The sequence below is a fragment of the Mucilaginibacter sp. CSA2-8R genome (assembly GCF_038806765.1).
GTDB lineage: Bacteria > Bacteroidota > Bacteroidia > Sphingobacteriales > Sphingobacteriaceae > Mucilaginibacter.
Window position 1 is genome coordinate 3,944,600 of sequence record NZ_CP152389.1, and the last position, 21,201, is coordinate 3,965,800.

13 protein-coding genes are annotated in these 21,201 nt (G+C 44.3%); 1 reads left to right on the top strand and 12 read right to left on the bottom strand.

Annotation, left to right across the window (positions count from 1 at the left end):
• Both AAGR14_RS16900 and AAGR14_RS16905 read right to left on the bottom strand, forming a co-directional pair.
• Nucleotides 1-879: a sugar phosphate isomerase/epimerase gene (locus AAGR14_RS16900; RefSeq protein WP_342645414.1), complete on the bottom strand. Its 879-nt coding sequence runs from the start codon at nt 877-879 to the stop codon at nt 1-3.
• A 1-nt stretch (nt 880) separates the two neighbouring features.
• Complete coding sequence (locus tag AAGR14_RS16905) at nt 881-2,236, bottom strand: Gfo/Idh/MocA family oxidoreductase (RefSeq protein ID WP_342645415.1); 1,356 nt, start codon at nt 2,234-2,236, stop codon at nt 881-883.
• 312 nt (nt 2,237-2,548) lie between these two features.
• On the opposite strand from AAGR14_RS16905, the gene AAGR14_RS16910 reads away from it, so the two are divergent.
• Nucleotides 2,549-3,514: a glycoside hydrolase family 43 protein gene (locus tag AAGR14_RS16910; RefSeq protein ID WP_342645416.1), complete on the top strand. Its 966-nt coding sequence runs from the start codon at nt 2,549-2,551 to the stop codon at nt 3,512-3,514.
• An 8-nt stretch (nt 3,515-3,522) separates the two neighbouring features.
• Here the strand turns inward: AAGR14_RS16910 and AAGR14_RS16915 are convergent, their stop codons facing one another.
• The 10 genes from AAGR14_RS16915 to nirB form a co-directional block, all read right to left on the bottom strand.
• Nucleotides 3,523-4,668, bottom strand: a complete 1,146-nt coding sequence (locus AAGR14_RS16915; protein ID WP_342645417.1) for an aldose epimerase family protein — start codon at nt 4,666-4,668, stop codon at nt 3,523-3,525.
• 79 nt (nt 4,669-4,747) lie between these two features.
• Nucleotides 4,748-5,905: a glycoside hydrolase family 43 protein gene (locus tag AAGR14_RS16920; RefSeq protein WP_342645418.1), complete on the bottom strand. Its 1,158-nt coding sequence runs from the start codon at nt 5,903-5,905 to the stop codon at nt 4,748-4,750.
• A gap of 224 nt (nt 5,906-6,129) precedes the next feature.
• Entirely contained in the window at nt 6,130-7,203 is a 1,074-nt protein-coding gene (locus AAGR14_RS16925; RefSeq protein ID WP_342645419.1) for a 1,4-beta-xylanase, read from the bottom strand.
• A 146-nt stretch (nt 7,204-7,349) separates the two neighbouring features.
• A complete protein-coding gene (locus AAGR14_RS16930) occupies nt 7,350-8,579 on the bottom strand; it encodes an alkaline phosphatase family protein (RefSeq protein WP_342645420.1) in 1,230 nt (409 codons plus the stop codon).
• A 505-nt stretch (nt 8,580-9,084) separates the two neighbouring features.
• Nucleotides 9,085-10,032 carry an aldo/keto reductase gene (locus AAGR14_RS16935; protein ID WP_342645421.1) on the bottom strand — a complete coding sequence of 316 codons (948 nt, stop codon included), beginning with the start codon at nt 10,030-10,032 and terminating at the stop codon, nt 9,085-9,087.
• 1,589 nt (nt 10,033-11,621) lie between these two features.
• Nucleotides 11,622-13,058 carry a rubredoxin gene (locus AAGR14_RS16940; RefSeq protein ID WP_342645422.1) on the bottom strand — a complete coding sequence of 479 codons (1,437 nt, stop codon included), beginning with the start codon at nt 13,056-13,058 and terminating at the stop codon, nt 11,622-11,624.
• Nucleotides 13,055-16,567: a molybdopterin-dependent oxidoreductase gene (locus AAGR14_RS16945; RefSeq protein ID WP_342645423.1), complete on the bottom strand. Its 3,513-nt coding sequence runs from the start codon at nt 16,565-16,567 to the stop codon at nt 13,055-13,057. Before AAGR14_RS16945 ends, AAGR14_RS16940 begins: the two co-directional genes overlap by 4 nt.
• Before the next feature lie 27 nt (nt 16,568-16,594).
• Nucleotides 16,595-17,881, bottom strand: coding sequence for an MFS transporter (locus tag AAGR14_RS16950; RefSeq protein WP_342645424.1), 1,287 nt, complete (start codon nt 17,879-17,881; stop codon nt 16,595-16,597).
• 250 nt (nt 17,882-18,131) lie between these two features.
• Nucleotides 18,132-18,485: a nitrite reductase small subunit NirD gene (gene nirD, locus AAGR14_RS16955; protein WP_342645425.1), complete on the bottom strand. Its 354-nt coding sequence runs from the start codon at nt 18,483-18,485 to the stop codon at nt 18,132-18,134.
• Nucleotides 18,486-18,515: 30 nt separating this feature from the next.
• Nucleotides 18,516-21,002, bottom strand: a complete 2,487-nt coding sequence (nirB, locus tag AAGR14_RS16960; protein WP_342645426.1) for a nitrite reductase large subunit NirB — start codon at nt 21,000-21,002, stop codon at nt 18,516-18,518.
• Nucleotides 21,003-21,201 lie beyond the last annotated feature (199 nt).

A 21,201-nucleotide genomic window follows, 5' to 3' on the forward strand; every position in this document is an offset into this window, starting at 1 on the left:
TTACTTCTTGATAGTATGTAAAAACTTAATGCTTTGAGGTACCTGCTCAATCGAGGCGCTGCTTTCGTCCTCAATGTAATAGTGCTTTACACCTACGGCCTTTGCAGTGCGTAGTACCTCGGCGATGTTAATTTGACCGGTTCCTAAAATCACATCGTTGTTTTGGTCAGTTCCGCCGGAGTTATTACCGGTAACGCCAGCCTTTAAATCTTTTAAGTGCAGCGCTTTGTAACGGCTGCCGTAGGTTTTTAAAAGCTTAACCGGATCCTGACCGGGAAAAAACGCCCAAAGTATATCCAGCTCTAAGCCTACATACTGCGGATTGGTTTCTTTAACCATATAGTCGTAAAGCGTTCCGTTTTCGTAAGGCTCAAACTCAAACCCGTGGTTGTGGTAAATGACCATCAAGCCGTATTTATCTTTCAATATTTTGCCTATGCGGTTAAAATCGGCAATGGCCTGCTTTGCGTTATCGAGCGTAAAAGAGCCTTTAGTGTGCGGGATGCCTGCTATACGTACATAACCGGCACCCAGGTTTTTAGCATCCCTGGCTACCTCGTCGGTTTTGTCGACCAAATCGGTGTAGCTTACCCCGTACGACGAGCATTTCAGGCCACGCTCGTCGAGCATGCGGCGCAGATCTTCAGATTTTTGCTTAAACAGATTTGAAAACTCGATATCGGTAATGCCGTTGCTTTTAATGATATCGAGCGTTGCAGGTACATCTTTGGCAAAGTTGTTACGATAAGTATAAGATACGATACCCGGCGCTTCCGGGAAGATTAATTTCTTGCTTTGAGCTTTAACAACAGTGGTGGAAAAGCTAAACGCCAATGCAGCCAAAGTTAAGGTGCCTAAAATCTTATGTTTAAGCATCATCTTAGTATTTAAACACTTTACCATTGACCACCACTTCCTGCGCCTTTTCATCAAATGTGGCCTTGTAGCCGGTATGTGCGGCAGCCGTGGTCATGATGTTGGCTATGCTGTGGCTGTAACCGGCCTCGATAGGTGCATGGGGTTGTTTACGGCTGCGTACACACTCCATCCAGTTGCGCACGTGGTTGGAGGTTAGCCTATCGCCACCCGTATTGGCCGAGGCCACCACCGGGTCTGAGTTCTCTAAGCTAATCTCGGGCAGCAAATTGGCTTTCATGCCCATCGCCGCAGCCATTCGTTCGGTTAAACCACCCTTAGGCGATATTTTGTTCGTAATGAGATTCAGCTCGCCGCCGTTAGAGTAATATATCTCGGCCGGATGCTCATCGCCGTTATGCATACGCGAGCCGAAGGTTACCTGGAAGCCCTGCGACATATCATCTAACGGGCCGTAATCAAAGGCTGCAAGGATAGTATCCCAGTTGCGCCGGCCGTCTTTCCACTGGTAAATGCCGCCGTTGGCTACTACGCTGCGCGGGTGCTTTAACCCGGTAAACCAATGCACGGTATCTATCTGGTGGCTCATCCACTGACCCGGCAAGCCGGAGGAGTATGGCCAGAACAAACGATACTCAAGATAGATGCGCGGGTCAAACTTTTCGTAAGGGCGGTTCATTAAAAAGCGCTTCCAGTCGGTGTCTTCTTCTTTCAGTATCGGGAGCAGTTCGGGGCGGCGCCAGCGGCCGGGCTGGTTTACGTTCCAGGTAAGCTCTACCATGGTAATCGGCCCGAACTTACCCGATTTTATAAAATCGTTAGCCGCATGGTAATTGGCACCGCTACGGCGCTGCGAACCAATTTGCACGATTTTATTGGATTCTTTAACAGCTTTAAGCGCAGCCTTGTTGTCGGCCATGGTTTCGGCAAAGGGCTTTTCAACATACGCATCGCAACCGGCCTTTACCGCCTCGATGGTATGCAGGGCATGCTGAAAATCGGCTGTGCTGATAAACACGGCATCCACCATTTTACTGCCATACATTTCTTCGTTGTTGCGGAAAGCTTTTACATCATGCTGCATTTTATCTTTCCACATGGCCGCACCCTCTTCCCGCCGTTTTTTCCAGATGTCGGATACGCCCACGATCTCAAAATTCAGCTCTTTGTAATGATTCATAAAGCACGGCATGTGCGAACTGCGGTGCCTGTCTGAAAAGCCAACCACACCAACCCGCACGCGGTCGTTAGCGCCAATAATGCGCTTATAACTCTTGGCGCTCCAGCTGGTTTTAGCAAGCATTACCCCGGCACCGGCCATAGATGCCTGCCTGATGAATTTGCGGCGTGAATTCTCCATCACTTTTGTATATAAATTTAAGAGGATTATAATAATTGGTACTACCAGCTTTTTAAACCGGCTTCATTTCAAATATCGAAGATTTTATATTAAAAAATCCTGATGTCATCCAAGCACAAGACAAACAAGACAATTCAAACACCTTTAAATTTACTGAATATCAGTTACTTAAAAGCAAAACTGCAAATCATCTATTACCAAATTGAGACAAATTCACTAAGAATTGAACAATTGCTACAGAGCTTGTTACCTTAAATTTGGATTTACGTATCCCGGCTAAACATAAAATGCATATGCCACAGAAAAAATAAGATGAAGAGTATTACTATTGCCACCTTGTTGTTATTTACTGCCTTTACAAGTAATGCGCAACCTTACCAAAAAGGTGTTATTCGCTTAGCCGATCCTTCGGTGCTTTATGATGGTGGCACGTATTACCTATACGGCACTGGCGGTGCTGATGGTTTTAATGTTTATACCTCATCTAGTCTATACACCTGGCGTAAAGGCGATTCAAAGGCACTAAGCAAAGGTGATAGCTTTGGAACTAAAGGTTTTTGGGCACCGCAAGTAATTAAGCACCAAGGTAATTTTATTATGGCTTATACGGCTAACGAACAAATTGCGATAGCTCAAAGCCATAACCCGCAAGGTCCGTTCATGCAAACTAAACCACAGCCTATCACATTATCTGGCAAACACATTGACCCGTTTATCTTTAGAGATACTAACGGCGACTTTTATTTATACTTTGTGCGGTTGCAAAAAGGCAACCGCATTTTTGCAGCCCGGCTTAAAAAGGATTTGACTGATATTGACAGCACTACCATAAAAGAATGTCTGTATGCACAAGGCGGCTGGGAGAACACCGCTGGTAGCTCTTGGCCGGTAGCCGAAGGACCTACTGTTATAAAACTACAAAACCTCTATTATCTGTTTTACTCTGCTAACGATTTCCGGAACGTAAACTACGCAGTAGGCTATGCAACATCCACATCGCCTTTAGGGCCATTTACCAAATACCAGCAAAACCCGATATTAAGCAGAAAACAAACCGGGCAAAATGGCAGCGGCCACGGCGATGTATTAATAGCGGGTGATGGTCATTGGTATTATATTTTCCACACTCATGAGTCGGCCAACAAAGTCGGCGAGCGTAAAACGGCAATTATGCAACTATCTGTGTCAACCGGTAACCCTCAAAAAATTGCTGTAGTGCATAATACATTTCGTTACCTTGAGATAGATAAACCAATAGAACGTATACCCGCAAATTAAACCCGGTTTTATCGACTTAAACCAAAGTGATAAATAGTCGTACTTTTATAAATCGATCCGGCTTTTAATTTGGTAGACGGAAATAACGGCTGATTAGGAGAATCAGGAAAGTGTTGTGTTTCCATACAAAAGGCCGTTTGGCGCTCATCTTTATGGCCGTTCTTCATTAGGTTGTCGCCTTTCATGTTATTACCACTGTAAAACTGCAAACCTGGCTCAGTGGTATAAACCGTCATTACAACGCCGCTTTTGTCGCCTTGGGCAACCGCAACAGCTTCAGTTAGGGTATGTGTTTTTAAAACGTAATTATGATCGTAGCCTTTAGCCAAACTTAGTTGCCTGTTTTGTTCGTTAATGCGGGCACCAATTATAGCAGGCTTAGTAAAATCAAATGGCGTCCCTACTATGGGTTCATATTTCCCGGTTGGAATCATGGTGCTATCTATCGGAGTAAACTGGCTTGCCTTAATGGTTACCTGATGATTCAATATGCTACCACTAGCCTCACCGTTCAAATTAAAGAACGCATGATTAGTGAGATTGACGACCGTGTTTTGGTTGGATACAGCCTGATAACTTATTTTTAAACTATTATCATCGGTAAGTTCGTATATCACTTTAACTTCTAAGTTGCCTGGAAAGCCCTGATCTAAAGCTTTTGAAAGATACTTTAGTTCAAGCATTGTCGAATTTAACTGTCGGGCATCCCACACAGCATCCTGAAAGCCATTTTTGCCGCCATGTAATGTATTAGGGCTTTTGTTTACAAAAAGCTGATAGGTCTTTCCGTCAAGCGTAAACTTACCCTTGGCTATCCTGTTTGCATAACGGCCAACAATGGCACCGTAATACCTCCCTGTTGATTGCTGATAGCCATCAATACTACTAAACCCAACAATTACATCAGTAGGCCGGTGTTTTTTGTTGGGCACCAATAAAGAAACCAGGCGCCCGCCGTAATTAGTGATTTGGGCTTTTACACCGTTTGTGTTACGGAGGTTATACAAATGAACGGCCTTACCATTTACTTCTTTATTAAAGGCCGACGCTGAGATTGCACCATTGCCGCTTTTACCAGGATTACCTTTTGCTAAACTATAATCCTTTTGCTTATTATAATTGCAGGCTACCAAACATACAACTGTTAATAACAAGCATGACTTAAATTTTAATGCAACGTTCATCATCATTAAAAGCGCAATTTTTGACTGGCCTTGTTTCTGTTTAATTTTTCTAATTGCTAGTGTTCTTGTTATCAACCGCTATTTGCTGTTCTGTAGTTATGGTGTAAGCTCCGGAAGGAACCGGAATTTGCACACCGATTTTTACAGGTATACCAAAGTTTGGTGAACCATCCGTGTTCCAGGTAAACTTTTGCATGCGAGGCGAACGTTTGCCGCCACAACCACAGCCGGGTGCAGCGTTGGCATGATACAAAATCCAGTCTTCCTTACCATCGGGCGACGTAAAAAAGCTGTTGTGCCCAGGAGCGTAAACACTATTTTCTTTGCTTTGCTTAAACACCGGTTCTTTGTGTTTTACCCACGATGCTGGGTTGAGCAGGTCGGCATCAGCAGAGGCCGTTAACATCCCCAAGGCGTAATCGTCTGTCCAGCAACCACTGGCCGAATAAATAAGGAACAATTTATTACCACGCACTAAAACCTCAGGGCCTTCATTTACATTAACATGCGGCGGATTGCTGGCATCGTGCAAATCACCGTTTTTTTCCCAATCATATTGCGGACTTGATATCTTATACCGCTTCCCTTGAAGAGTATAAGGATTTTTCATTTTCTCTATAAAAATATCTTGCTGGCCGTTTTTATCGCCTTCCCAACCCGACCAGATAAAGTAAAGTTGCCCTTTATGCGTAAACACCGAACCATCGATAGCCCACTTGTTAGATTCGTCGGCAATCTGCCCCTTAAATACCCACTCGCCCTGCAATGGGTCGGGTGATGAATTTTCGATCACATAAAGCCGGTGATGATCATTATGCCCATCGTCGGCTGCGAAATACATGTACCACTTGTTTTCCAGAAAATGAATCTCGGGCGCCCATATCTCTTTGGAGTAGGCGCCTGTTACCGGTGGTGTCCATACTATTTTTTTGGAGGCAGTGCTTAAGTCGGCTATATTGCGGGTTTTACGCAATACCAAAGCGTTACCGGCCGTGTTGGTGTAATAGTAGTAACCATCTTTATAAGTCATCCACGGGTCGGCCCCAGATGGCAGGATGGGATTAGTAAACATCAACGTAGTGCTGCTTTGTGCCATCGACACACTGGATAACAGCACAAAACAGCCCCAAATTAAAACGGCGAAAAGTTTAGGTTGCAATAACTTTATAAGCAGGCGCTGGTCAACACCTTTTTTTATGAAGCTCATATATAATAAGGTTTAAATAAAATTGATATTAGAAGTTGACTGGAAAAGGCTAATAAACTATTAACTAAGCTGTTGATAGCATATATCCATTTCACTACCGGCATAATCAGGCAACTGTCAGCAGTTACCACTGATACGTTTATTGGATGAAAAGAGGTTTATTACTGGCCTACAAATACAAGTTTTTATACTTGGTACAGTGATTGAATTACGCCCCAAACCAGTTAATTCCTTTTGGTTTCTTGTTTAATGAATTCCACTTCATCAGCCTTATAGGGACTGCCATCCTTACGGAATATATCGTGAAACCAAAGCTGCGGTTCGGCGCCATCAGGCATTGGGGTGTCCCAGGCGTAAATAGTATTTGACTTGCCCGAAACCAAGCCCCAGTTAATCGCACCAATATTTTCTTTTTTGAGTATAGGTAGTATATTACTAAAAAGGCTTTTGTTACGGCGTGCCATATATTCGGTACAAATTAATGGCCGGCCATGGGTTTTAAGCACCTGTAATATGCGTAAGTGCTTTTCGGGCTCTTCGTATTCGTGATAAGTAATCACATCCGAGTTGAGGGCCTGGAAGGTATTCAGCTTCGTCATATCCCATGCCCATAAGCCTGATGAAACGGGTTGATCGTGATTGGTTTCCCGTGCCCAGGTAAACACTTTAGACAACAGATCGTAAGATTGGTCGCGCCTTTTAGAATTACCAGGTTCGTTGTATAAATCCCACAGTAAGATGCGCTTATCGTGGCCGAAGGTGTTCATTACATCTTTAACATACGTAGCTAAAGCTGCATATTCTTTATCATCTAGCTTTCGCCCCGGATCTTGCGACCAGCCTGAGTTATGCACACCCGGTTTAGGGTCGGGCTGCTTTCCTATTTTGGGGTTTGGGTTCCAGCAATCATCAAAAAACACAAACATGGTTTTAATATGATGATTATCGGCAATGCCTAGATAAGTTGAGATGCGCTTTTTAAAGCCGGTTGGGTCTTGTTTATATGCCAGGCTATGCAAAAACACACGCATCGTATTAAAACCTATAATTTCGGCCCAACCCAATTCCTTATCAATAGTTTGGGGGTCAAAAGTATCAGCCTGCCACATTTCTAACTGGTTAATGGCGGTGCTTGGGATGTAATTAGCACCCGTTACCCATGCTTGTTTGCTGTACCACTGCTGTGCCTTTACAGCCGGCCAAACTGTGCCGGCGGGTTTGGCAGGAGGTTTAAGCTGTGCGAATACCGAGGCACCAAAAAAGACATAAGACAACGTCGTAAGTATGATTTTCTTCATATTTATTGATTCAAGAACCTTGGATCTACGTGCATAATAAACTAATTGGCTGTACCAACGTAGTGGTTCTATCACTTCAAATTAAAAGATATAAATACTTATATACTGTTCAACTTATAGTCATTTAGTCTCAAAGTCTATTCAATTTACTCCACTACAAGCCATTTATTCAACAGGTTATGGGGCGCTTCAAGCACTATTTTATAGAAGTTGGACGGCATTTGTTGAACGTCCACTAAGGCATGTCGTTCAGACACTGGAACTTCTGCAAGTAATTTGTATTTATCCAGCCCTCCGGTTTTAAAGTTATTGGTGGTGGTTACCCATATTTTTACTTTACCTTTTTGATCAAATGCCTTCCAGCTTACATCAATATCACCTTGTATGTAACTCACTCTTGCATCGGCTACAGATACCGGCCCTATAAACGGGATACTATCTACTTCTTGCGCAACAGGTTTAGAGATGTGTATGTTCATGAACCGGGCTATTGACGGCATGATATCTACAATAGCTGGATAGTCGTATTGTGCGTAATTATTCAACGAAGGCTGGTTGGTTACCATCCAGGTGGCGCGCTGCCTGTCAGACTGCCCACCGTGGCCCCGGCCGGAATTTTCATCTCGACCATGATCGGTGGTGATCACTAATAGCCAGTCTTCTTTGTATAGCTTCTGGCGATAGCTGATTGCATCATAAAGCTTACCCATTTGTTTATCCAGCAGCTGCACAGCATTATAAAACTGCGGACTGTCACCATACATATGCCCCATATCATCAGTATACTCTAAGTACACCCACGACAAATCGGGCGCATCTTTGTGGATGGTTGCAGCAGCCTCAGCTACCACTTTTTCATCAATTTTATGCATAAATTCGTGTTGCTTGTCGTGCTTAAAATCTACGGTATCCAGCTCATAACCGTCAAAATACCGTTCTACCTCCAGGTTACCGGCAGCCGGCAAGTGGTGGCCTAATAACTTGGTACGGTTATCTAACCAGTTTGAAAATATGGCCGTCTTTTTTGTGGGATACTGCGCTTTCAGCAACCTGAAAATGTTTTGATAATTGTAATTAGGCTCTTTAATGGCGTTATCGGGCACATTATGCTTGTTTACCCAGGTACCAGTTAATAAACTATTATACCCGACGGCCGATATGGTAGGTGTTTGGTTGTAAGTTCCTTTATCACCACCCACATGCATGCGGGTATAAGTGCCGTTTTTAACGATGCGTTTGATGTTGGGCAGATCAATCTTTTCGATCACATCTGTAGGGATACCATCGGCGATTACAAATACCGTTTTCTTTGAGCGCTGTGCCTGGCTGCTAAGCGTCAGTAGCAATAGACTTATCAATGATATTATTTTTAACATAGATTAGAGGCCTTTAATAAAATAATGATGAGAAACTATGAACCAGTGTTGTCCAGCACCTTGGTGTGATCACTACTATTTAATTTTTTGATAACCCCGGGGGAATACTTCCCCTGCTTGCGATTACTATAGACGTCATACTGTCTTGAATGACGTTTGCTTTGTATGGCTTGATGAGACGTCTCTAAATGTCGCTGATCCTTGAATACCTATTCTCTTAAAAGTAAGATCGCCGGCTTTGTTAAGTCCTTTATACCGCGTGTTGTCTCCGGCTAGCTGGACTACCTTCTTTTGCGTTGTAGCGGCCAGGTCCATCTGCCGGGCAGAAACCGATCAATACGTAAATTAACATGCTTACTTCGGTTGGATAATTCTCCTGTGCTATAGCTAAATTGATAACAGGTATCAGGTCAATGATACTTAGTTTATACCTGTTCGGGAAATAGTTTAACCAGCTGCTATGGACAAGTTTATTACTGTTGATGAACACTTCGTTGTTGTATGGCTATGTCCATTCCGGAAATTGGGAGACATTTAAATCTAACGCTGAAATTGCTTTCATTTCAGCGTCGCTAAGCTTAAAATCAAAAATCTTTAAATTCTCAATCATATGCGCTCTTTGAACAGTTCTGGGTATTGCTACTACACCACGTTGATAATGCCACCTTAAACTTACCTGAGCATTGCTTTTATTGTATTTTTTTCCAATACCAGCCAACGTTTCATTTGTAAAAAGTCCGTTTCTACCTTCTGCAAATGGTGCCCAAGCTTCCATTTGTACTCCGTTTTTTTTCAAATAATTATATGAATCTGTCTCTTGAAAAAATGCATGAGTCTCGATTTGATTTATTGCGGGTTTAATTTTTGCCGTTAACATCAGGTCGTCATATTGAGCTGGAGTAAAATTACTGATGCCTATAGCTTTTATTTTACCCTCCTTGTAAAGCTCTTCCATCATTCTCCACGAACCTTTAAAATCTCCTCTTGGTCGATGAATCAGATACAAATCTAAATAATCCGTATCCAGCTTTTTCAGAGAAGTTTCAAAGGCTACTTTTGTTTTTTCATACCCAGAATCATCCACCCAAAGTTTTGAAGTTATGAAAAGTTCATTTCTTTTTATGCCACTATCTTTAATTCCGGACCCAACAAATATTTCGTTTCCATATCTGCTCGCCGTGTCAAATAGGCGATACCCTACAGAAATAGCTTCACTGACGGAACGTTTACATATGTTATCTTTAAGTGAGTACGTGCCAAAGCCAAGGGTTGGCATAAGCAAACCGTTATTGAGTTTAACGGTTGGGATTGAGCTACTATCTATTATGTAGTTTGCAGTACTGTATGCACTATTGCCCAACAAGGGTAATAATATTGCAGAAGCTGCAAATCCTGCACTTCTTTGTAAAAAATCTCGGCGCTTAATTTGATTTTTTGAGCTCTTAGCTTCCATATTATATTTCTAAACTCGGTTTCTATCTTTATGCCTATTTAAAACTCAAGGTTTACTGAGTACTTTGATAGGCCTTAACTTCTTTGTGTTTACGACTATGCATTCCTTCGTTGTTGTGGAAAGCTTTAGAATTTAAACAAGCATTTTACCTCCTCCGGCCCCAATAGCCTGTTAGATAAATTTGCAGCGAAAGCTCTTTATCGTTTGTAAAGAGCTATAATGATATCTGCGATGGTATTTATATTTTATAGCGGGGTCACTAATCAAATATCGCTTATATATCATGAAATATGCTATCTCTTAAATGAATCACTATTAAGTTTAGATCAAATCATAAAACATAAATATTTAAATATCAATATTTTATAAAAAAAATTATCTACAGACACTTCGGTAAGTTGAGACGAATAAGCAAAAATTTGAACAGATGGTTGATTACGCGATGGAATATGCCTTACCGATTATTTCATTAACGAGTGTGAAACTTTATCCTGAAAGACATCATTTTTTAGCTCGGTTCAAAGTAGTTAAGTAAATTGTAGAAAGGATGAGCAGTGCCACAATTGAGTATGGAAACGCCCTGCTAATTCTTCTATTGAACGGATTTTTTATTTAGGATAACATTCTTTTTACAACCTAATTTTTGGCTGGTTTAGTGAAGTTAAAGGGAGATGTACTAACGCCCCCTGAATACTTGGGCCACGGCTACATCCGCAGACTATTTTTCGATGCGGAACTTTAGATCACCACACACTACTATGTGCTCAAAGAGGACCTCATCATCGAACGACAGATATCGGGAATGGAAAATGAACTCGTCACCATTTTTTTATAGCAATGAGCAGGCGCTGAGTATAGCGTTCAATAATGAACACGACCTTCAATTTACTAAGCGTAACGAGTCCGCGATACAGGCTGCCGGACATCCACTGCAATATGCAGTGGATTGAAAAATCATGTATGGATTGCGGATAAACTTTGCGTCTATTGATAGCGTAAGAGCCTTATTTGGCACTCATATTAATTATCTACATTACACGTCAAACGGTTACTAATACCCGGTAAACTATGTTGAATTTTGCAGTCATTTACCCTTTCGCCACGAAGTCGCTCAGATAGAGACCAGCAAGTTGAAATTACCTGAAGCGAGGCTGTCGGTTTCCATGCTTTTTTTGGCCGTCATCTCAAATTTGGGTTTACTGATATTGACGGGTATCTTAAATTCTTTGATCTTCTTTAGGCAGGGTGTGAGACGGCTTGTTAAAGAAGTAAAACATAATTTACAAACTTATTCAATTCTATATTTGTTCAGCAATTTGATAAATGAATGCATATTCAATATCTACGTCTGACGTTAAGACGCTTATTTAATTAAAAACGCTTACATCTGAGTAAGTCAACTATAGTCAATCAGTTAAAAACCTGGTGAGCACTAATTTGAAAGGTTTAAAAATATTGTTCAAGAGCGGCTTTTAAGCCAAAACTTAAATTCCATCCATTATTCCGCACGTGGCAATGTCAACTTATTAACAAGACGCGACTCGGTATGCGTTCATTGATTCAACCGGTAATTTGCTTAATCAGCAGAATCAAAATTCTATCTTCATAAAAGAAGACTTTGTGGCTGAGCAAACCGAACAGATGTAAGCATCAGTGATCTGGTCAAATCTTGTACCGGCTGGTATATTATTAAACTCATCTCCATAATGTGGGTCATAGTATGTTTTACAATGCCTGCAACTGTAAATATCACTAGTTAAACCCGTATCAAATTCTTGATCGTCTTGGGCAGCAGCTACATTCGATTTGCTATTTAGCGCCACATCGTAAAAAATATCACACAGCTTTATTAGTTCTGCTGTTAAAACGTTACGCTTAACCTTCTTTTTGTGACTTGTATAATCTTTCGAGTTTGGATTGAAGTTGAGCGTGTGCAGCAATTCAAAAGTGCCCGAGGGATGGGCTTTGATAATTACGGAACCCATTAAACCGGTTTTAGGCCGTGTTTTTATTACAAAACTCATCCGGTAGGTGCGCAAATCGGCTTCCTCAAACTCACGGACTAATTGTCGCTTCAGGGCAAGCCCCTCAGCACTGAGGTCTTCTACCTGCCAGTTGAGTTCGTTAGAGGCATGCCTGATGTTGAGGCGGTATTTATCGAGAAGCAGGCCCCAATCTGCGCGCTGTACCGTTTCAATACCTTTGATGATCAAAGATTTCCATGGAGTAGTGTACAGCTGTCCGATCCTACTTTGGATGCACAGGCTGCATGCTTCCTTCAGAAAACTGATGTCAAACAGTTCGTTGCGGCGATATATGCCCAGCCAGTATTTGTTGGTATACTGATTAAAACCTTCATAATAGGGTAAATAAAACTCGGGCAGTTGCAGCGGCTCGGCAATTGGTTGGGTTGATACATCGAGATGCTTGGATAGCATTTGGTAAAACAACTGCTCATCCGCATATGGCTTATCATAAAACAAGCCTTTATGTTGCTGTATCAGCTTTTCAGCAAGCTGGCTCACCAGTGGTATGTCTTCCGAGTAGATAAGTGCAGGCCAGCAATAAAATTTACTTGTTTTAGGAAAACGGATATGCCAATACCAGTAATTACTCACCTCCGAACTGATGAAGTTGAAGTTGCCACTAAAAAATGGCACAAAGGTTTGATGCCTGTCTACCACATTAATTTTAAGACAAGGTTTATAATTAAACAGATCAAAAATGTCGCGATACACGCCCTCACGTAACCAGCTGTCTTGCGAAAAAACACTATCGCATACATAGGAGCTGATAATGTTAGGGTATTCGTCTGCATCCAGTTCATAGTCAGTTCCGGCACGCAGCATGTCGGTTTCCAAGCTTTCGAGCATGGCGGCATCAACCGTAAAATAAAGTTGCTGCCGGTTGCCAAAACGCACATCAACCGCACCAGCCTCTTCGGCTATAACCAGCATCTCGTACAAATCGCCTGCTGATACATAACCGCCAGGGAGGTTTATTTTAATGACATGCTGCGTACTCATGCGGTTATCTTTTTAAGTTCTACCTCAAGCAGACGCTTCACCTCGGGGCGGCAAGACCCACAACCCATACCCGCACCTGATGCCGTACACAGGTCTTTTATATTATCGCAGCCCGCGTTTATTTTGTTGAGGATGTTTTGGCTACCCACATTGTTACAACTGCATACCAGTTTGCCTAACACCGGACTGGCCTTAGCACCGCTACGTAATAATTGCAGGCGTTTTTCGCTCAGTTCGGTTTTGTTAGCAATGAGCTCTTTAAATTCCAAAAACTCGCTTTTGTCGCCAATCAGGATAGTGCCTACCAGCTTATCCTGATGAATGATGCATTTTTTATAATAGCGCTTAGCTTTGTCAATAAACACCACTTCTTCGTATTCAGGATCGTCGGGGCATTCGGGCAGGCCAATACTACACAGGTCAAACCCATGTATTTTGATGATGTTCATAAATACGCTGCCCTGGTAGTAGCTGCCTACATTACCGTTCATGTACGCGGCAACAATGGAAGCCTGCTGCTCTGCAGCGGCCGTTATGCCATACAGCGTGCCCTTAAACTCAGCAATTTCGCCGATGGCATGAATATCGGGATCACTGGTTTGCAGGCGTTCATTTACGATAACCCCACGTTTGCACTCCAGCCCGCAATTGCGTGCCAACTCGAGGTTGGGTGTGGTACCTATCGCAATAATCATGGCATCGCAGTTAATTTTACGGCCGCTTGCCAGGCCAACCCCGGTAAGTTTGTTACGCCCGTAATGCAGCTGAACCTCATCATTATAATAGATATCGCAGCCTTGGTCTACCATTTCTTCGTGAAGCAGCTGGCTGCCCAGCGCATCTAATTGTCGGTTTAAAAAAGCTGATGTACGCTGAATGATCGTGATTTTTATCCCTATCTCGCGTAGCGAAGCCGCCATTTCTAGGCCCAGCAAACCACCGCCCACAATAACTACGTGACTATTTTTAGACGTATGCTTCTTAAAGTTATCAGCATCGGTGCGGCTGCGCATCGAAAAAATACCAGGTAACGCTGGCAGATTGCGCGGCACAGCAGCCCGGCTGCCAGTAGCCATAATTAAAATATCATAAGGTGTTACTACGCCGCGCGAATCGGTTACCTGCTTTTTTTTCCGGTTTACTTTTTCTACACTTACACCACGTAGCAGGTTTATTTTGTATTGTGGCTCTTCCTCATCCTTCATTTTAACCAACTGGTCCCATTGCTGTTCGCCGCTAATGTAATCGGGCAGCATTACACGGTTGTAAAACGGAAAATCTTCTTTACTAAAAATAGTAATGCGATCACGCCGGTTTATCTCCCGGTATGATTTTACAAAGCCATAAGCCCCTGCTCCCGCCCCGATAATGACGATGCGCTGAAAAGGCTTTTCGTATTTTTGCAGGCTCACCGCACAGTATTTAAAATCGGGTTCTTTAGATACAGGATCGAGTACGTCGTTGGTCAAATTGTTGACCCGGTGCAAATCGTTACCTAATAATTTACCCCAGTGCATGGGTATAAAAAGCACACCTTGCTTAATAGAGGAGGTGATTTTGGCTTTTACCTGAACTTCTCCCCTGCGCGATCTCACCATCATTATATCACCGTCTTTTACCTGTAAAGCAAGAGCATCGTGCGGGTTTACTTCCACAAACGACTCGCTTAAATGCTGGTTCAGCTTGTTTACCTTGCCGGTTTTGCTCATGGTATGCCACTGGTCGCGTATGCGGCCGGTGGTAAGGATAAAAGGATAGTCGGTATCGGGCAGCTCACTCTTCAGCGCATCGGGCACCGCATGGATGATAGCTTTGCCTGATGGCGTGTAGAATTTTCTATTGATGAACAACCGGGGCGTACCCACCGTGCGATTGCGTTTTTTAAAAGGCCATTGTACCGATTTGTGCTCTCTCAATACCTCATAGCTTACGCCCGTAGCCTCAATATGGGTGTGGGCCGTAAGCCTTACATGTTCGGCATAGATGGCGGCAGTATCTTTAAAGTCAAACCCCCGGTAACCCATTTTTTGTGCAAAGCGGCAAATAATTTCAGCATCGGGCAGGGCTTCGCCGGGCGGATCAACTACTTTATGCAGGTAACTGATGCGACGCTCGGAGTTGGTCATGGTGCCTTCTTTTTCGGCCCAGGCGGCGGCAGGTAAAATCACATCGGCATAGGCCAGTGTTTCGGGCTTATTACTGATTTCCTGCACCACCACAAATTTGGCTTTTTTAAACGCCCGCTCGACGAGCCGCACATTGGGTAAACTGGTAAGCGGATTGGTGCACATAATCCAAATGGCTTTAAGCTTACCACTTTCCAGCGCTTCAAACATTTCGGTAGCTGTTAGTCCCGGCTCAGGATTAATGGGCTTGCTGTTCCAAAACTTTTGTACCTCGGCCCGATGCACCGGATTCTTCAAATCGCGATGCGCAGGCAACAAGTTTGATAAGCCGCCTACCTCGCGCCCACCCATAGCGTTGGGCTGACCGGTTAATGATAGCGGGCCCGAGCCAGGTTTACCAATATGGCCGGTAATAAGGTTGAGGTTGATGAGGCTCAAATTTTTATTGACACCTACTGAGCTTTGGTTTAGCCCCATGGTCCACATGCTGATAAAACCTTTGGCCTCGCCAATGTAAGTGGCCGCCAGTTGTATATCGCTTTCGCTTACACCGCAAATCTGTGCGGCTTCGGTAAGGGTGCGTTTAAAAGCCAGTTCGCTGTAGTCAGCAAATCCTTCGGCATGGTTACGGATGAAATCAATATCAATGTCTCCGTTTTCAATTAGTAACCGGCCTATTGCGTGGTTAAGCGTTATGTCGGTGCCAGGGTTAATTTGCAGGTGCAGGTCGGCCGCGCTACAGGTATCGGTGGCCCGCGGGTCAACCACTATAATTTTTACGTGAGGATTGGATGCTTTGTGCGCTTCTACCCGTCTCCACAAAATAGGATGGCACCAGGCCGGGTTGGCGCCGGTGACCAAAAAGCAATCAGCCAGTTCAATATCATCATAACACACCGGCACGGTATCTTCGCCCAAAGCTAACTTATAAGCAGCTACCGCGCTGCTCATGCATAAGCGCGAATTAGTATCAATGTTATTACTGCCAATAAACCCTTTCATGAGTTTGTTCACCACATAATATTCCTCAGTTAAACATTGCCCCGAAGCATAAAACGCAACAGAATCCGGCCCGTATTTTTCAATAAAGGTTTTAAAAACAGCAGCGGTTCGTTCTAAGGCAGCATCCCAGGTTACGCGTTGCAGAGGCATACTCTTATTATAACGCATTTGGGGATAAAGCAGCCGGTCGGTTTTATCGTTTACAGTGTAATGCAGGTTCAGTCCCTTACTGCACAGCATCCCTTTGTTTACCGGATAATCTTTGTTCCCTTCAACGGTAATGCTGCCGTTTTTTTCCTTTTTCACAATAACACCACATCCCACCCCGCAGTAACAGCAGGTTGAGGTGTAGGCTTGATTATGCTTTCCGGGTGTTTGCATGGGATGAGTTAAACGAGAGGTAGGTAATTATGCCATACTAACTGATGCCGCCACTTGTGTAGTACCCTCAGGTTCGCGCTTAAAACGGGTAATAAGCACAATTACAGCTACTGCAAGCACGGTGTAACCTATGTAGGTGAAAGCCTCGGCATAACTGATAGTGCTCGATTTAAACAGGAAGCCAAAAAGCATACCGCCCAAATTTCCACCAGCCCCTACAATGCCGCTCACCAGGCCCACATTTTTTTGATTAACGAACGGAACGATACCGTAAGTAGCCCCGTTAGACATTTTGAGGAATAAAGCAAAGGTTAGCATAGCTGTAATAGCTGCTACTAAAGTACCTGCCTGGGCAAACAGTAACAGACCTAATCCTTCGAGCAATAACACACCGGCAAGTAGTAAGCCTTTGCCACGCATACCGTACTTTTTGCCAATCTTGTCGGACACGAGGCCACCCAGAGCGCGGGCAAAAATATTCATGAAGCCAAAAATGCCTGCCCAAAAACCGGCAGAGCTTTGCGATAGTTTAAAGGTATCTACAAAGTGCAATGAGGCTACATTATCAAACGTTACTTCCATCCCAAAACACATAGCGTAGGCCAGGGCTAAAGCCCAAACGCGCCAGTCGGCTAGCACGCTCCAGTCGGTTTTAGTGTTTTTGGCGGTGTAGCCGACTTGGTCGTAATTACCGTTCGGGGTATCGGTAGTATATTTATAGTACAACCAGGCAATCCCCAGCATCATTACGCCAGGTACAATCATGGCGTAGCGCCAGGCTTGTGCAGGCGTATACCCGAAGCTCACAATAGCAGCAAAAATTAAGGGCATTACCATATTAGTTACACCGCCGCCAAGGTTGCCCCAACCGCCGGTAACGGCATTGGCCGTACCCTTAATGTTGGGTGCAAACATCATGGAGGTGTGAAACTGCGTAATCACAAAAGAGGCCCCGATAACACCGATAGCCATCCGAAACAACAAAAAGGTGGTATAGCTATGTGCCAACCCCACTAAAAACACAGGCAAGGAGCCCACCAACAGCAGCCTAACGGCGGTTTTGCGCGGCCCCCAGCTATCGCATAGCCTGCCGATAACCAAACGGGCTATGATGGTAGAGCCAACAGACCCAATAATGATGTTACCGATTTGGGCCTTGGTTAATGCCAGTTCGGTACGTATAGTAGGCATTAGGGGTGCCAGCCCGAACCAGCCAAAAAAGCAAACAAAAAACATGAGCCACGTAATATGAAAAGTGCGCATTTGTATGCCCTTTACCGACAATATATTGAGCCGCGTGAGTTGATTTTCCATGTGAGTTGAAGAGTTTAAGAAATTTAATAATTGAGGGAATAGGGAGAATAAATGCGGACAAGTATTTTGCGAGCAATGGTGACGGCGTTGTTGTTTAAACCCATCAATACAGCAGTGCAAGGGTTTGATGTATTTTTGTACATTTGTCCGGTTTTTTAATTTGTTAAAGCAATTAAAAACTTATTACCCCGTCCGGGAATTGCGACCTTCCGGCGGGGCTTTTTTATTCTGGGATGGCGGCGCTAAGTGGTTACTGACCAATACCTACGTACACTTTGCCGTCAACCACTTTTACCGGGTAGGTTTTAATCTGGTAGTCATCGCCTGACAGGCATTCGCCTGATAGTAACGAGAATGTTTTTTTGTGGAAAGGACAAGCCACCTTGGGTTCGCAGCTTTCACCAGTGCTGCCAATCATCCCGCGCGACAATACCATTTGCTGTTTATGCGGGCAAAGGTTTTGGGTAGCATACCACTCGCCGCGGCGGCTAAAGTTGTAGATGGCAATTTGCTCACTGCCGTGTTTCATGCAGGCGCCGCCGTTTTCGGGCACATCATCGGCATAACAGGCCAGCACCCATTCTAAATCGGTTAAAACTTCCATTGTATTTGCTTTTTGTTGATGTTTAGATAATTACCAGTCGGCTTTAAGCTGCTGGCGCATGCTTTGAAACTTTACGTTCGGGTCTTTTTCAGTAGGGGCATTTACAAAGTGGCTAAAACGCTTGCGCAGTTGCGGGTTGTTGACCACTTCTTTCCACTCGCAATGGAAACTGTCTACCAGTAACTGCATCTCGTCTTCCAACTGGGCAGCAATGCCCAGGCTATCATTCACCACTACGTTTTTAAGGTAGCTCATGCCGCCATCCAGTTTATTAAGCCAGGTGGCCGTGCGGGTAAGCGGGTCGGCCGTTTTGATGTAAAACATCAAGAAGCGGTCGAGATACTGGATGCAGGTCTTGCTGTCAATATCGGCCGCTAAAAGCTGGGCATGCTGCGGCTTCGAACCGCCGTTGCCGCATACATACAAGTTCCAGCCTTTTTCGGTGGCAATGATGCCAAAATCTTTAGCCTGCGCCTCGGCACACTCACGAATGCAACCGCTAACGCCGCCTTTTAATTTATGCGGAGAGCGCACGCCTTTGTAACGGTCTTCAATCTCGATGGCAAATGACACGCTATCATGTAAACCGAAACGACACCAGGTACTGCCCACGCAGCTTTTAACGGTACGCAAGGATTTGCCGTAGGCTTGGCCACTCTCAAACCCGGCATTAATCAGCTCCTCCCAAATATCGGGAAGGTTGCTTACATGGGCGCCGAATAAATCGATACGCTGGCCGCCGGTTATTTTGGTGTACAGTCCGTATTTTTGAGCTACCTGACCAATCACAATCAGTTTTTCGGGGGTAATTTCGCCGCCCGGAATGCGCGGTACTACCGAGTACGTACCGCCTTTTTGGATGTTGGCCAAATAGCGGTCGTTACTGTCTTGAATCGTGTCCTGCTTAACGACCAACTCATTCCACAGGCTTGACAGTATACTAGCTACCAGTGGTTTACACACCTCGCATCCATCGCCTTTCCCGTAATGGTCGAGCACGAGGTCGTAGTTGCGCAGCTGGTTTACCTTAATCAGGTCAAACAACTCCTGGCGCGAATAATCAAAATGCTCGCAAATCACGTTTTTAACGTACTGGCCATTGGCTTTGAGCGTGCCGGTAATCAGGTCTTTTACCATAGGTACACAGCCACCACAACCGGTACCGGCCTTGGTACATTTCTTAATGGCGTCCAAGTTTAGAGCGCCGTCGTTTACTGAGCAGCAAATGTCTCCTTTGCTCACGGCCTCGCACGAGCAAATCAATGCATCATCGGGCAGGCTCATCACACCGGCGCCTTCGGCTTGTTCGCCGCCGCGGGCACCTAAAATAATATCTTCGGGATTAGGGGGAAGGGCAATTTTATTGTTAACGGTTTGCAGCAGCATGTTGTAGGCTTCGGCATCACCAATCAGGATGCCACCCAGCAACTGTTTACCATCATTACTAATGTTTACGCGTTTGTAAATGCCATTATAGGTATCTTCAAAAACAATGGTGCGGCAGTCGGGCTCGCTGATAAAGGCATCACCAAAGCTGGCCACATCCACACCAATCAGTTTAAGTTTGGTGCTCATGTCAAAACCGTTAAAAGTTTTTTCGGCACCGGCCAGCTGGGCTACCACCACCTCGGCCATTTCATATCCGGGGGCAACCAGCCCGTAAATCATGCCATCGTGAAGGGCACATTCGCCAATAGCAAAAACATAAGGGTTGCTGGTTTGCATTTGGGCATTAACCACAATACCACCGCGGGTGCCAACCTCCAGTCCCGCTAAACGAGCCAGTTCGTCGCGCGGGCGTATACCTGCCGAAATAACCAACATATCGGTTTCAAGCAGGCTATTATCGTTAAAGCGCAAACCGGTGATCTGACCGTCGCCCTCAATCACAACAGTGCTTTTATTCAAATGAATTTGCAATCCTAACCGGCTCAGCTTTGCTTGCAGCATGGCACTGCCGGCGGCATCAATTTGCCGCGGCATCAGGCGGGGGGCAAACTCAATAACATGGGTTTGTTCAATACCTAAATCAATTAGCGCCTTGGCAGCTTCCAGACCTAACAGGCCTCCGCCCATTACTACACCGCTTTTAGCGTTGCCGGCATACGCTTGCATGCGGTCAAGGTCTTCGATGGTACGGTATACAAATACGCCCTGCTTTTCGACACCCGGAATGTCGGGTACAAAGGCACCCGAGCCGGTAGCCAGCACTAAGTAATCGTAATGCACTACCCGTCTGCTTTGGGCGTGTACTGTTTTTTGGTTCAGGTTAATTTCCTGCACGGCGTCGCCCAGATAAAGCTCGATACCTTTTTCGGCATACCATAATGCCGGAGACATGGAGAGGTCTTCAGCTGTTTTACCTGCAAAATATTCGCTTAAGTGTACGCGATCATAAGCCCTGCGAGGCTCTTCGCCAAATACAATAATTTGGTAAGCTGATGACTTAGCTACAAGTTTTTCGCAAAACTTGTAGCCAACCATGCCATTTCCTACCACTACAATAGTGGGTTTCATATGGTTATTTTAATTTGTTAAAGCAATTATATCAGATCATGCTTTCAATTTGCGACCGAAAGCGTAATCGTTTCAACAATTATAACTAAATGACTTCATATTATCCAACATTTCAGATATAAATACATACTTATAAGCTAATTTTTATGATTTATGTAATATATAAATCTACATGAACTATTTTTTTAATACTTTTTTA